10 protein-coding genes and 4 tRNA genes are annotated in these 13,816 nt (G+C 70.1%); 5 read left to right on the top strand and 9 right to left on the bottom strand.

Annotated features, from left to right (window positions below):
- Positions 1-6: 6 nt before the first annotated feature.
- Complete coding sequence (purF, locus tag IE118_RS08535; RefSeq protein ID WP_189557085.1) at positions 7-1,533, top strand: amidophosphoribosyltransferase; 1,527 nt, start codon at positions 7-9, stop codon at positions 1,531-1,533.
- Positions 1,534-1,566: 33 nt separating this feature from the next.
- The gene (purM, locus tag IE118_RS08530) at positions 1,567-2,634 is read left to right on the top strand and encodes a phosphoribosylformylglycinamidine cyclo-ligase (RefSeq protein WP_189557083.1); all 1,068 of its coding nucleotides are present in this window, start codon (positions 1,567-1,569) and stop codon (positions 2,632-2,634) included.
- Between the two features lie 132 nt (positions 2,635-2,766).
- On the opposite strand, the gene IE118_RS08525 is transcribed toward purM, so the two are convergent.
- Entirely contained in the window at positions 2,767-3,012 is a 246-nt protein-coding gene (locus IE118_RS08525; protein ID WP_078541017.1) for a DUF3073 domain-containing protein, read from the bottom strand.
- Positions 3,013-3,329: 317 nt separating this feature from the next.
- Positions 3,330-4,418, bottom strand: coding sequence for a Leu/Phe/Val dehydrogenase (locus IE118_RS08520; RefSeq protein WP_189557081.1), 1,089 nt, complete (start codon positions 4,416-4,418; stop codon positions 3,330-3,332).
- A gap of 219 nt (positions 4,419-4,637) precedes the next feature.
- Here IE118_RS08520 and IE118_RS08515 point away from each other — a divergent pair, with 219 nt between their 5' ends.
- Both IE118_RS08515 and bldC read left to right on the top strand, forming a co-directional pair.
- Complete coding sequence (locus IE118_RS08515; RefSeq protein WP_189557079.1) at positions 4,638-5,480, top strand: DUF8083 family protein; 843 nt, start codon at positions 4,638-4,640, stop codon at positions 5,478-5,480.
- Positions 5,481-6,023: 543 nt separating this feature from the next.
- A complete protein-coding gene (gene bldC / locus IE118_RS08510) occupies positions 6,024-6,230 on the top strand; it encodes a developmental transcriptional regulator BldC (RefSeq protein WP_003949541.1) in 207 nt (68 codons plus the stop codon).
- A gap of 438 nt (positions 6,231-6,668) precedes the next feature.
- Here bldC and IE118_RS08505 read toward each other — a convergent pair whose 3' ends face one another.
- From IE118_RS08505 to IE118_RS08475, 7 genes are all read right to left on the bottom strand, one after another.
- Entirely contained in the window at positions 6,669-6,869 is a 201-nt protein-coding gene (locus IE118_RS08505; protein ID WP_189557077.1) for a DUF6274 family protein, read from the bottom strand.
- Positions 6,870-7,069: 200 nt separating this feature from the next.
- Positions 7,070-7,144 (bottom strand) — tRNA-Asp (locus IE118_RS08500).
- 92 nt (positions 7,145-7,236) lie between these two features.
- Positions 7,237-11,217, bottom strand: a complete 3,981-nt coding sequence (hrpA, locus tag IE118_RS08495) for an ATP-dependent RNA helicase HrpA (RefSeq protein WP_189557076.1) — start codon at positions 11,215-11,217, stop codon at positions 7,237-7,239.
- A gap of 107 nt (positions 11,218-11,324) precedes the next feature.
- Positions 11,325-11,398, bottom strand: a tRNA-Phe gene (locus tag IE118_RS08490).
- A gap of 24 nt (positions 11,399-11,422) precedes the next feature.
- A tRNA-Asp gene (locus tag IE118_RS08485) sits at positions 11,423-11,497 on the bottom strand.
- A 37-nt stretch (positions 11,498-11,534) separates the two neighbouring features.
- Positions 11,535-11,607, bottom strand: a tRNA-Glu gene (locus IE118_RS08480).
- An 80-nt stretch (positions 11,608-11,687) separates the two neighbouring features.
- Positions 11,688-13,322, bottom strand: a complete 1,635-nt coding sequence (locus IE118_RS08475) for a metallophosphoesterase family protein (protein WP_189557074.1) — start codon at positions 13,320-13,322, stop codon at positions 11,688-11,690.
- 84 nt (positions 13,323-13,406) lie between these two features.
- Here IE118_RS08475 and IE118_RS08470 point away from each other — a divergent pair, with 84 nt between their 5' ends.
- Positions 13,407-13,757 carry a metallopeptidase family protein gene (locus IE118_RS08470; RefSeq protein WP_189557072.1) on the top strand — a complete coding sequence of 117 codons (351 nt, stop codon included), beginning with the start codon at positions 13,407-13,409 and terminating at the stop codon, positions 13,755-13,757.
- Positions 13,758-13,816 lie beyond the last annotated feature (59 nt).

Below are 13,816 nucleotides of genomic sequence, written 5' to 3'. Positions count from 1 at the left end.
GGTGGCGTGCCACGTGGTGACGGACGACTCAACCACGACCTGCTCCCCGGCGAGAAGGGCCCCCAGGACGCTTGCGGCGTCTTCGGAGTCTGGGCCCCGGGCGAAGAGGTCGCCAAGCTCACGTACTTCGGGCTCTACGCCCTCCAGCATCGGGGCCAGGAATCCGCGGGTATCGCGGTCAGCAACGGCTCCCAGATCCTCGTCTTCAAGGACATGGGCCTGGTCTCCCAGGTCTTCGACGAGACCTCGCTCGGTTCGCTCCAGGGTCATATCGCGGTCGGACACGCCCGCTACTCGACCACCGGTGCCTCCGTGTGGGAGAACGCCCAGCCGACGTTCCGTGCCACCGCGCACGGGTCCATCGCGCTCGGTCACAACGGCAACCTGGTCAACACCGCCCAGCTCGCCGAGATGGTCGCCGAGCTCCCCAAGGAGAACGGCCGCGCCCCCAAGGTGGCGGCCACCAACGACACCGACCTGATCACCGCCCTGCTGGCCGGCCAGCGCGCCGCCGACGGCGAGCCGGTGACCGTGGAGCAGGCAGCGCACGCGGTCCTCCCCAAGGTCAGGGGTGCCTTCAGCCTCGTCTTCATGGACGAGAACACCCTCTACGCGGCCCGCGACCCGCAGGGCATCCGCCCGCTGGTCCTCGGCCGGCTGGAGCGCGGCTGGGTCGTCGCCTCCGAGTCCGCCGCCCTCGACATCTGCGGCGCGAGCTTCGTGCGCGAGATCGAGCCGGGCGAGTTCGTCGCCATCGACGAGAACGGACTGCGAACCTCCCGATTCGCGGAAGCGAAGCCCAAGGGCTGTGTCTTCGAGTACGTGTACCTGGCCCGCCCGGACACCGACATCGCCGGCCGGAACGTCTACCTCTCGCGCGTCGAGATGGGCCGCAAGCTCGCGAAGGAAGCCCCGGTCGAGGCCGACCTCGTCATAGCGACCCCGGAATCGGGCACCCCGGCCGCCATCGGCTACGCGGAGGCCTCCGGCATTCCCTTCGGCGCCGGCCTGGTCAAGAACGCGTACGTCGGACGCACGTTCATCCAGCCGTCCCAGACCATCCGCCAGCTCGGCATCCGTCTGAAGCTGAACCCCCTGAAGGAAGTCATCAAGGGCAAGCGGCTGGTCGTGGTCGACGACTCCATCGTCCGCGGCAACACCCAGCGCGCCCTGGTCCGCATGCTCCGTGAGGCGGGCGCCGCCGAGGTCCACATCCGGATCTCCTCGCCGCCGGTGAAGTGGCCCTGCTTCTTCGGCATCGACTTCGCCACCCGCGCCGAGCTCATCGCGAACGGCATGACCATCGACGAGATCGGCACCTCGCTGGGCGCCGACTCCCTGTCGTACATCTCCATAGACGGCATGATCGAGGCGACCACCATCGCCAAGCCGAACCTGTGCCGCGCCTGCTTCGACGGCGAGTACCCGATGGAGCTGCCCGACCCCGAGCTCCTCGGCAAGCAGCTCCTGGAGACCGAACTGGCCGCCGGCACCGCCGCCCCGGCCGCGGTCGACGCGATCCGCCGCCCGTAAGCCCTGACGGACGACACGAAAGCTCTCACAGTCATGTCCCAGAACACTGGTGCCAGCTACGCAGCGGCGGGCGTCGACATCGAGGCGGGCGACCGCGCGGTCGAGCTGATGAAGGAGTGGGTGAAGAAGACCCGGCGCCCCGAGGTCCTCGGCGGCCTCGGCGGCTTCGCCGGCCTCTTCGACGCCTCCGCCCTGAAGAACTACGAGCGGCCCCTGCTGGCCTCCGCCACGGACGGCGTCGGCACCAAGGTCGACATCGCGCGGCAGATGGGCGTCTACGACTCCATCGGCCACGACCTGGTCGCGATGGTCATGGACGACATCGTGGTGTGCGGTGCCGAGCCGCTGTTCATGACCGACTACATCTGCGTCGGCAAGGTCCACCCCGAGCGGGTCGCCGCCATCGTCAAGGGCATCGCCGAGGGCTGTGTGCTGGCCGGCTGCGCCCTGGTCGGCGGTGAGACGGCCGAACACCCCGGTCTGCTGGGTCCGGACGACTTCGACGTCGCCGGCGCCGGTACGGGCGTCGTGGAGGCCGACCGGCTGCTCGGCCCGGACCGCATCCGCTCGGGTGACGCGGTGATCGCCATGGCGGCCTCCGGTCTTCACTCCAACGGCTACTCGCTCGTCCGGCACGTCCTGCTGGAGCGCGCCGGGCTGGCCCTGGACGCCCGCATCGACGAGCTGGGCCGCACGCTCGGCGAGGAGCTGCTGGAGCCCACCAAGATCTACTCGCTGGACTGCCTGGCCCTGATGCGCACCACCGACGTGCACGCCTTCAGCCACGTCACCGGCGGCGGACTCGCGGCCAACCTGGCCCGTGTCATCCCCGACGGGCTGCACGCGACGGTGGACCGCTCCACGTGGACGCCCGCCCCGGTGTTCGACCTCGTCGGACGGACCGGTTCGGTCGAGCGGCTGGAGCTGGAGAAGACCCTGAACATGGGCGTCGGCATGATCGCGATCGTGCCGGAGGAGTCCGCCGACGTGGCGCTGGCGACGCTGGCCGACCGTGGGGTGGACGCCTGGGTGGCCGGTGAGATCACCGACCGCGGCGAGCACGGCACGGGCGCGGCGCTCGTCGGTGACTACGCGAACTGAGCACGAGGACGCTGCCCGCGCGGTGACCGGGCGGGCAGCGTGCCGGGTGCTGCGTGCTGCCCGGTGGTCCCGGGCAGCACTGAACCCGGCCGGTGACCGAGGTCACCCACCGGGTTCGAGCTCAGCGCAAGGTCAAGCGCCGCGACGTTGAGAGGACGGGCCGTCCTCGTCCTCGTCGTCGTCCTCATAGAGGTCGGCGTACCGTGCGTACAGGTCGTCGTCTTGCTCATCGTCCTCGAAACGCTCACCGTTCGGTGGCTGATTCGACGGCGATGCACCCAGCTCCTCGGCCAGGCGTGAGAGATCAGTCCCACCGCTGTTGTACTTCAGCTGGCGGGCGACCTTCGTCTGCTTGGCCTTGGCCCGGCCGCGCCCCATGGCTCGACCCCCTCAACGACGGGGCTCGACGGCCCCAGAGTCTTGACACGCGTTCATGGTCCGGAACGGGCTCTCCGTGGAGAGACCGGTCCGTAGGGCTCCCACGGTACCTGAGCCCACGCCCATACGGTACGTCGCCCGCATGACGTGCCCGTGCCCAGGACCGCCGAGGCACCCTGTCCTCGCTGGTCAAACGCGATTTTAACCACTTATCGGTGGTCGACCCGCCGGGAGAAGTGAGAGTTGTCTCCACGTGCCCGCCGGCGGGTACCGCTCACTTGTACGAGGGCGGCCCGATCCGGGCCGCCCCGCACGCCTCAACGGACCGGACGAGCTTCCGCCATCCGCTGCTCGGCGATCCGGTCGGCCGCGGCGGCCGGCGGGATACCGTCCTCCTTCGCACGTGCGAATATGGCGAGCGTGGTGTCGAAGATCTTCGATGCCTTCGCCTTGCACCGGTCGAAGTCGAAGCCGTGCAGTTCGTCGGCGACCTGGATGACACCGCCGGCGTTCACCACGTAGTCCGGGGCGTAGAGGATCCCGCGGTCGGCGAGGTCCTTCTCGACACCCGGGTGGGCGAGCTGGTTGTTGGCCGCGCCGCAGACCACCTTCGCGGTCAGCACCGGCACGGTGTCGTCGTCCAGCGCGCCGCCGAGCGCGCACGGGGCGTAGATGTCCAGGCCCTCGGTGCGGATCAGCGCCTCGGTGTCGGCAACGGCCGAGACGCCCTCGGGGTGCCGGTCGAGGATGCGCCGCACGGCGTCCTCGCGCACGTCCGTGATCACGACCTCGGCGCCCTCGGCACGCAGGTGCTCCACCAGGTGGTGGCCGACCTTGCCGACCCCCGCGACGCCGACCTTGCGGTCGCGCAGCGAGGGGTCGCCCCACAGGTGCTGGGCGGCGGCCCGCATGCCCTGGTAGACGCCGTAGGAGGTGAGGACGGAGGAGTCGCCCGCGCCGCCGTTCTCGGGGGAGCGGCCGGTGGTCCAGCGGCACTCGCGGGCCACGACGTCCATGTCGGCGACGTAGGTGCCGACGTCGCAGGCGGTGACGTACCGGCCGCCGAGCGAGGCGACGAACCGGCCGTAGGCCAGCAGCAGCTCCTCGCTCTTGATCTGCTCCGGGTCGCCGATGATCACGGCCTTGCCGCCGCCGTGGTCGAGGCCGGCCATGGCGTTCTTGTACGACATCCCGCGCGCGAGGTTCAGCGCGTCGGCGACGGCCTCCTCCTCGGAGGCGTACGGGTAGAAGCGCGTGCCGCCGAGGGCGGGGCCCAGGGCGGTGGAGTGGAGGGCGATGACGGCCTTGAGGCCGGTGGCACGGTCCTGACAGAGCACGACTTGCTCGTGGCCCCCCTGGTCCGAGCGGAACAGGGTGTGCAGGACGCCGTCAGATACGTCGGTCACTGTGGTGACTCCTGAGTAAGAAGCGGCGGGTGGGGTCGGCTCCCGTGAAGGTGGCGGGGGCTGTGGCACGAGAGTAGATCCTCCCGCGTCCGGCGGTGGCACCGTGTTCCAGATCACCTCCGTCCGGAGTACCGCGTGGGGCGGTTTGCCAGGGTTTCCCACCCGTCCGGGCGGGGCCCCGGCAGGTTTTCGCGGCGGTCGGCGGGGGAGGGAGCAGGCGTGCCCAAGGTGTCCTCGGTGATCGTCCCCTACGCGACGTACTTGCGCGTGTACGAACCGCTGGCCGCCTTCCCCGAGCCGGAACGCGGTCACTGGGCCCGTTACGCCCGGCGCTCCGACCGTCCCTCCTACCAGGACGAACTGCGCCGGTCCCTGGCGGACCTGGCGCCCACCCCGCCGGTGCCGGTGCCGGTGCACGAGAGCGACGACGCGTTCGTCCTGGAGGCCGACGGCGTGGTCTGCGTCTGCCCCTGGCGCACCCGGCTGCGCGGCTGGCAGGCCCTGGGCGAGCTCGCCGAGGACTTCCCGCTGCCGGTGCTGGACGCACTGCTCCCCCCGGTCGTACGGCACCAGGCGACCCGGGACTACGAGCGCTGGCTGTCCGGCCACCCCGACGCCCGGCCCTGGATCCGCACGGCCACCTGGCACGTCCCGATCAACTGGTTCGTGCTGTTCGAGGACGGGGAGCGGGAGTACGGCAAGGGGTCCGCGGGCGAGGCGCCCGTCCTGCGCTACCGCACGCCCATGGTCCAGGCCCGGCGGAGGGTGGCGCGCGGGCTGCGCGCCCTGCGGGACGCCATGGAGGAGAGCCTGCTGATCGACGGGCTGGTGGACGTGGGGCGCTGGCTGGAGGAGTTCCACCCGCGCTCGCTGGTCGAGCTGGACTACGGCGGACTGGTGCACGCCCTGCCGGCCGGCTCCCTGGAGGGCGACCACTCCGCGGCGGACGTGGCCGAGGGGATCGGTGCGCTGCGGCGCGGTGACGAGGAGGGTGCCGGGGCGGCCTACGGGCGTCTCGTGGAGCGCTGGCGGGCGGTACGCGACCTGCGCTCGGCGAACTGACGTTTGACCAAACGCCCTTCTTGGGGTTTTGTCTTCGCCCTGGGGGTCCTGAGATTCCGTCAGCGCGGGCCCGGCAACGGCGGACGTAGCTGCCGATCCGGGCGTATGCCCCAAGCGTGTCAAGCGTGATGGACCGCACTTACGCGGCCCTTGCGCCCCTTGCCCACCCTCATGCCAAAATAGGACAAGGAGTCCGGGGAGGGCTCCTCCGTCCTGTTGTGCTCGACTATGGGCGGAATCTTCGCATTGCACGCTTTGGGGGGTCGTGGTGACTCCTGATCGCTGCTGTGACTGATCGTCACAGTGGCGTGACTGTCCGCTATGGCATGGTCCATCGGCTTCCGCGGCTGATGAACACCTGGGAGGGCAATTCCATCGGTTTGGCCGACGTGGCTGGACAGATGGTGTAGTTGTAGTGCCGAGGACAAGCCGTTCGTCCTATAACCGACTCGACTCGCGTCCGCCATTTCGGGCAACGCGGGTCAAGGTGCAGAATTTAGAGGAATGAACCGAGAAGGTTCGGTTCTCCCGAGGAGGCCGCTCATGACCGCTCGCACCCCTGATGCCGAGCCGCTGCTGACCCCGGCTGAGGTCGCCACCATGTTCCGCGTCGACCCCAAGACGGTCACGCGCTGGGCGAAGGCAGGCAAGCTCACGTCGATCCGCACGCTCGGCGGGCATCGCCGCTACCGCGAAGCCGAGGTCCGCGCACTGCTCGCGGGCATTCCGCAGCAGCGCAGCGAGGCCTGAACAACCGTATGAACCGGGCAGCACCGGCTGGTCCCCCACCGGCCGAGACGCCCGGGAACACTGGCTCCAAGCGACGCGGGGACTGCCCCAACAGGCCCTTCGCCCAAGCCGATCACAGCTTTCCAGGCAACTGAACATCGGGTGCGTCGTCGATCGCGCTGGACTCCGCCGGGTCCAGCGCGATCTTTTTTGTGCGCTGCTGATGGGCCGGCGCCGTCCGGACCGGGGACCGGAGGTGCCCGGTGCGCGGGCCTGTCGGAGTCTGGGGGCGGGTGGGGGGATCGCCCGGGTACCGCCCGGTGCGGACCTCTCCGGAGAGTGCAATGGCACATATTAAATTGACTGGTTGTAGGACGGGTGTAAGTACCGCACTTCCTGAAACTCATGCGGTGACACCCGTCACATACCAGTCGGCTTGTTGAGCCTGTGGCATATGCGCTAGAGAGAACGCCCGTTGGGGGCGGGTTGTTCCTCGGGTTGTTCCTCGGCGGGCTCCGACGGACCGGGCGGGGCCTCCAGCGCCAGCCGCAACAGGCGGTGGCAGATGGGGCAGTGGCGTGTCAGGTGCCGGTACGACGAGGCGGCCGACAGGTGCGCGCGGAGCAGGGCCCGCGTCTCGTGCCTGGCCGCCGCCGCCATGAGCCACCTCCAGGGGGCCTCAGGGAGTCGGGCCCTGCTTCCTGGGGTACCGGGGGGCGCCGGGCCCGTCAAGACGGCGTGGAGCGCCGGAGGAGCCGCACAGGAGCCCGGGGTCCGGGGTCCGGGGCGGTGGGGTGCGGGACCTGGGCCGCTCCACGCGGAAGGCCCGCATCTCCGGGAGATGCGGGCCTTCTCGACTGCGGTCCTGACGGGATTTGAACCCGCGGCCTCCACCTTGACAGGGTGGCGAGCACTCCAAACTGCTCCACAGGACCTGGTTCGCAGAGCCATTCGTGCGTTGCGCTGCGAGAAGGACTGTACAGGAGGGGGAGCCCGCTGGTCGAACTCACCCGCTGTGCGGGCACGGTCACGGAACCGCCGCGTCGATCGCCTTCACGATCCGCTTGTCCGACACGGGGTACGCCGTGCCGAGCGCGTGGGCGAAGTAGCTGACCCGCAGCTCCTCGATCATCCAGCGGATGTCCAGCACCTCACGCGGGACGGGCCGCCCCTGCGGCATCTGCTCCAGCAGCCACGCGTACTCGTCCTGCATCTCGTGGACCTTCGCCATCCGCGTGGTGTCCCGCTGCGCGTTCGAGGGCATCTGCTGGAGCCGGCGGTCCGCGGCCACCAGATACCGCATCAGGTCCGGCAGCCGCCGCAGCCCCGCCGCCGTCACGAAGCCGGGCCGTACGAGCCCGTCCAGCTGCGTCCGAACGTCCTGGAGGTTCGCCAGCAGCGCGGGGCTGCGTACGGCCTTCAGACGGCGCTCACAGGCCTGCCAGGCGGCCAGCACCTGCTGCACCTGGCCGACGGCCCGGACCGTCGTGTCGACGATCTCCGCCCGCACCTTGTCGAACAGCTTCCGGAACGACTCCTCGTCCCAGACCGGTCCGCCGAAGTCCGCGATCAGCTTGTCCGCCGCGGCCGTCGCGCAGTCGTCGAACAGGGCCTGCACGGAACCGTGCGGATTGGCGGACAGCGCCAGTTTCTGCGGGTTGGTCAGCTTCTCGGAAGCGAACTTCGCCGGGTTCACCGGGATCCCGCTCAGGATCAGCCTCCGGGTGCCCTTCCACATGGCCTCCGCCTGCTCGGCCTCCGAGTCGAAGAGCCGCACGGAGACCGTGTCGCCGTCGTCCACCAGCGCCGGGTACGCCTTCACCGGCTGGCCGGCCCGGCGGGTCTCGAACACCCGGGTGAGGGAACCGATCGTCCAGTCCGTCAGGCCCGTGCGCTCCAGCGACTCCCCGCCCTGCCGCTGCGCCGTCGCCGCGGCCGCCTGGGAGAGCGCCTTGCGCGCCTTCGGCCGCAGCCGGAGCTTCAGCGCCTCCAGGTCCTTGTCCTCGGCGAGGGTGCGGCGCCGCTCGTCGACGATCCGGAACGTCACCTTCAAGTGGTCGGGAACGCGGGACCAGTCGAAGTCCTCCGCATCGAACGGCACGCCGACCATGCGCTTGAGCTCACGGGCCATCGTGACCGTCAGCGGCTCCTGCAGGGGCACGGCCCGCTCCAGGAACGCCTTGGCGAAGTTCGGCGCCGGCACGTAGTTACGGCGGACCGGCTTGGGCAGCGACCGGATCAGCTCCGTGACGACGTCCTCCCGCAGGCCCGGGATCTGCCAGTCGAAGCCCTCGTCCGTCACCTGGTTCAGCACCTGGAGCGGGATGTGGACGGTCACCCCGTCGGCGTCCGCGCCCGGTTCGAACTGGTACGTCACCCGGAACTTGAGCGGACCCTGCCGCCACGAATCGGGATAGTCGGCCTTGGTGACCGCCTCCGCCGACTCCCGGATCAGCATCTCGCGCTCGAAGTCGAGGAAGTCCGGCTGCTCCTGCCGCTTGTGCTTCCACCACGAGTCGAAGTGCGCCCCGGACACCACATGTTCGGGGATCCGCTGCTCGTAGAAGTCGAACAGGGTCTCGTCGTCGACCATGATGTCCCGGCGCCGGGCGCGGTGCTCCAGCTCCTCGACCTCGGTCAGCAGCTTCCGGTTGTCGGCGTAGAACTTGTGGTGGGTGCGCCAGTCGCCCTCGACCAGCGCGTTGCGGATGAACAGCTCGCGGCTGACCTCCGGGTCGATCCGCCCGTAGTTCACCTTGCGCTGCGCCACGATCGGCACGCCGTAGAGGGTGACCTTCTCGTACGCCATCACGGCCGCCTGGTCCTTCTCCCAGTGCGGCTCGCTGTAGGTGCGCTTGAGCAGGTGCTCCGCGAGCGGCTCCACCCACTCCGGCTCGATCTTCGCGTTGACCCGCGCCCACAGCCGGGACGTCTCCACCAGCTCGGCCGACATCACGAACCGCGGCGGCTTCTTGAACAGGGCCGACCCCGGGAAGATCGCGAACTTGGCGTTGCGCGCGCCCAGGTACTCGTTGCGGCCGCCGTCCTTGCGGCCGCCGCCCTGACCGGAGTCCTTGGACTCCTTCACGTCCTTCATGCCGATGTGCGAGAGCAGGCCGGACAGCAGCGACACGTGGATGCGATCCTCGGGGGCGTCCTCCTCGTTCAGGTGGATGCCCATCTGCCGGGCGACCGTGCGCAGCTGGGTGTAGATGTCCTGCCACTCGCGGATGCGCAGGAAGTTCAGGTACTCCTGCTTGCACATCCGCCGGAACGACGACGAGCCGCGCTCCTTCTGCTGCTCGCGGATGTACCGCCAGAGGTTGAGGAAGGCGAGGAAGTCGCTGGACTCGTCCCGGAAACGGGCGTGCTGCTGGTCGGCCTGCGTCTGCTTGTCCGCCGGCCGCTCGCGCGGGTCCTGGATCGACAGGGCCGCCGCGATGACCATGACCTCGCGGGCGCAGCCGTTGCGGTCCGCCTCCAGCACCATGCGGGCAAGCCGGGGGTCGACCGGCAGCTGCGCCAGCTTGCGCCCGGTCTGCGTGAGCCGCTTGCGCGGGTCCTTCTGCGCCGCGTCCAGTGCCCCCAGCTCCTGGAGCAGCTGGACGCCGTCGCGGATGTTGCGGTGGTCCGGCGGGTCGATGAAGGGGAACTTCTCGATCTCGCCCAGGCCGGCCGCCGTCATCTGGAGGATGACCGAGGCGAGGTTGGTCCGCAGGATCTCCGCGTCGGTGAACTCGGGACGGCTCAGGAAGTCGTCCTCGCTGTAGAGCCGGATGCAGATGCCGTCCGAGGTACGGCCGCAGCGGCCCTTGCGCTGGTTGGCACTGGCCTGCGACACCGGTTCGATCGGCAGCCGCTGCACCTTCGTGCGGTGGCTGTAGCGGGAGACACGGGCGAATCCGGGGTCGATGACGTACTTGATGCCCGGCACGGTGAGGGACGTCTCGGCCACGTTGGTCGCCAGAACGATCCTGCGTCCGGTGTGCTGCTGGAACACCCGGTGCTGTTCGGCGTGCGACAGCCGCGCGTACAGGGGCAGGACCTCGGTCGACCGGTACCGCTTCTTCGTCAGCGCGTCCGCCGTGTCGCGGATCTCCCGCTCACCGGAGAGGAAGACCAGGATGTCGCCGGGTCCCTCCGCCATCAGCTCCTCGACCGCGTCGGTGATCGCGGTGATCTGGTCCCGGTCGGCGTCGTCGGAGTCCTCCTCCAGCAGCGGCCGGTAGCGGACCTCCACCGGATACGTCCGCCCGCTGACCTCGATGATCGGCGCGTCGCCGAAGTGCCGGGAGAAGCGCTCCGGGTCGATGGTCGCCGACGTGATGACGACCTTGAGGTCCGGGCGCTTGGGCAGCAGCTGCGCGAGGTAGCCGAGCAGGAAGTCGATGTTGAGCGACCGCTCGTGCGCCTCGTCGATGATGATCGTGTCGTAGGCGCGCAGCTCGCGGTCGGTCTGGATCTCCGCGAGCAGGATGCCGTCGGTCATCAGCTTCACGAACGTGGCGTCCGGGTTCACCTGGTCGGTGAAGCGGACCTTCCAGCCGACGGCCTCGCCGAGCGGCGTGTCCAGTTCCTCGGCGACCCGCTCGGCCACCGTGCGGGCGGCGATGCGCCGGGGCTGGGTGTGCCCGATCATGCCCCGGACGCCCCGGCCCAGCTCCATGCAGATCTTGGGGATCTGCGTGGTCTTGCCGGAGCCCGTCTCGCCGGCGACGATCACGACCTGGTGATCACGGATCGCCTCGGCGATCGCGTCCTTCTTCTGGCTGACGGGCAGCTGCTCCGGGTAGCGCACCTCCGGTACCCGGGCGCGGCGGCCCGTCATCCGCTCCTCGGCCGCGGCGATCTCCGCCCCGATCTCGGTGAGCACGGCGGAGCGGGCCTCCGGCTTACGGATCCTGCGGGCACCCTCGAGGCGCCGCCCGAGCCGGTGCGCGTCGCGCAGCGAGAGCTCGGTGAGACGGGAGGCGAGGGAGTCGAGAGCGGGGGCAGAGTGCGTAGACATACGGACTCCAGGATCTCATCCCGCGAAAATTCGCGGCCAACGATTTTGCCGGGGCGCGTTGCCGGGGCACACAACAAGGCCCCGATCGATGATCGGGGCCTTTGCTGTGGCTGGGGCCGGGGTCGAACCGGCGACCTATCGCTTTTCAGGCGATCGCTCGTACCAACTGAGCTACCCAGCCGCGGTGTTTCACGTGAAACACCAGCGGTCCTGACGGGATTTGAACCCGCGGCCTCCACCTTGACAGGGTGGCGAGCACTCCAAACTGCTCCACAGGACCAAGCGTGTCGTACGACAGTGTCGCACAGGGTGGTGCGTGCCCCCAACGGGATTCGAACCCGTGCTACCGCCTTGAAAGGGCGGCGTCCTAGGCCGCTAGACGATGAGGGCTATCGGCCCGCCTGGGCGCTTCTCAGCGCGTCGGGGACGTGAGAAGCATATGGGATGGCGGGAGAGATCGCCAAAACGGTTTACGGAGCGGGCGTCGAGCGGCTCCCCGGGGAGGGGGACGGCGGGCTGGCCGCGGGCGGGCCGGAGGGGGAGGACGAGGGGCTGCCCGAGGGCGTGGGCGAGGTGTTCGCGCCCGGCTGGTTCTCCTCCGGCAGGTGACGGCTGACCTCCGCCGTGGTGAGTCCGAGCCCGCCCAGTTCGATGGAGTCCCAGGCCTGGAGGCGGCGGCTGTCGCGGTCGAAGTACAGGATCGAGGTCTCGATGGGGTCGGGGTACTTGCCCTCGATGGCGCGCAGGCCGCTGCCGCCGGTGGAGCCCTCGACGCGCAGCCGGGTGCCGTAGCGCATCACCTCGGTCTCCTCGCGGTGGATGTGGCCGGCCAGCACCAGGGGCACGGTGCCGTCGACCTCGCGCGCGGCGGACGGTTCGTGGGCGAGCGCGACGTCCACGGGGGTGCCGGCGGCGCGCTGGTCGCGCAGGGCGGAGGCGAGGCGGGCGCCCGCCAGTTCCTGCGACTGCTCGGCGCCGGTCCTGGCGGAGCGGTCGGGGGTGAACTGCGGGTCGCCGATCCCGGCGAAGCGCAGGCCGGCCACGGTCTTCGCCCTGCCGTCGTCGAGGACGTGGACGTTCTCCAGGCCCTCCAGGTAGCGCTGGGTGACGCGGGAGTCGTGGTTGCCGCGGACCCACACGTAGGGGGCGCCGAGGTCCTCGATGGGGTCCAGGAAGCCGTTCTCGGCGGCGGTGCCGTGGTCCATGGTGTCGCCGGTGTCGACGATCACGTCCACCCGGTACTGCTCCACCAGCGAGGCGATGATCTTCCAGCTGGCCGGGTTGAGGTGGATGTCCGAGACGTGCAGGACGCGCAGGGTGGTCGGGTCGGGCTGGTAGGCGGGGAGGGTGGAGGTGGCGTCGTAGAGCTTGGTCACGTTGGTGACGAGGCGGGCCAGCTCCTTCTGGTAGACGTCGAACTCGGTGACGATGCTGCGCGCGTCGCCGACCAGGGACGGGGCGGAGGAGAGCAGGCCGGAGAACCTGGGTTCCAGGACGGAGTCGGGGTTCCAGGTGGCGTAGGCGGTGCCGCCGGAGGCGGCCAGCAGGGTGAGGGCGAGGCCGCCGACGGCGAGGGCGCGCCGGGGACGGCGGTAGACCAGCAGGCCGAGCGCCGTGGCGCCGGTGACGACGGCGACGCAGGAGCGCACGGCGAGGTCCGCGGTGCCGTGGGCGATGTCCCGGGTGACCTCGTCCTGGAGGCCGGAGAGGCGTTCGGGGTGGTCGACGAGGGCCTGGGAACGCTCCGGGTCGAGCTGGTCGACGTTGACGTCCAGACGCACGGGGGCGGTGTGGCTGTCCAGTTGGAGCGCGCCCAGCGGAGAGACGTTGATCTTGGTGCCGCCGGTGAAGGAGGGGCGCAGGGTCATCGTGGTGTTCATGGGGCCGACGGGGACGCGCACGTTGCCGACCACGAGCAGTCCGAGCCAGGCGCCGAGCACGACCACGGCGACGAGACCGGCGGCGCGTGTCCAGGGGCGGGCCGCCGGCACGAGGCCGGCCGTCGCGGGTGCGGGCCGTCGTGAGCGGTGGCGCCGGGTGAGGGCCCGCGGGGCTTGGCGGATGCGGTGGACGGCGTTCGTGACGGCGGAGGGGGCGCGGGCCATTGATCCCGTATGCCCAAGCCTCGTGCGGGATATGCGGGTGTCCCGCGCATCTCGTACGGACGGCCCGTACCCGACAATGGCTCTGTGCTGGAGATGACGCGCGAGATGTTCGAGGAGCTGGTCTCCGAGGCGCTGGACCGGATTCCGCCGGAGCTGATGCGGCTGATGGACAACGTCGCGGTGTTCGTCGAGGACGAGCCGCCGGCGGACGATCCGGAGCTGCTCGGGCTGTACGAGGGGACGCCCCTGACCGAGCGGGGCGAGTGGTACGCCGGGGTGCTGCCGGACCGCATCACCATCTACCGGGGGCCGACGCTGCGCATGTGCGAGTCCCGGGAGGACGTGGTCGCCGAGACGGAGATCACGGTGGTGCACGAGATCGCCCACCACTTCGGGATCGACGACGCCCGGCTGCACGCGCTCGGGTACGGCTAGGCCGTACGCGCCCGGCGCGGTGGGGCCGTGCGCGTGTCTTCTTGCGGGTGGCGGGAGTT

Origin of the sequence: Streptomyces pilosus (assembly GCF_014649835.1) — a bacterium.
In the GTDB taxonomy this organism is placed as follows: domain Bacteria; phylum Actinomycetota; class Actinomycetes; order Streptomycetales; family Streptomycetaceae; genus Streptomyces; species Streptomyces pilosus.
Note: the sequence above shows the minus strand (reverse complement) of the source record. Positions and strands in the feature narration are given on the sequence as shown.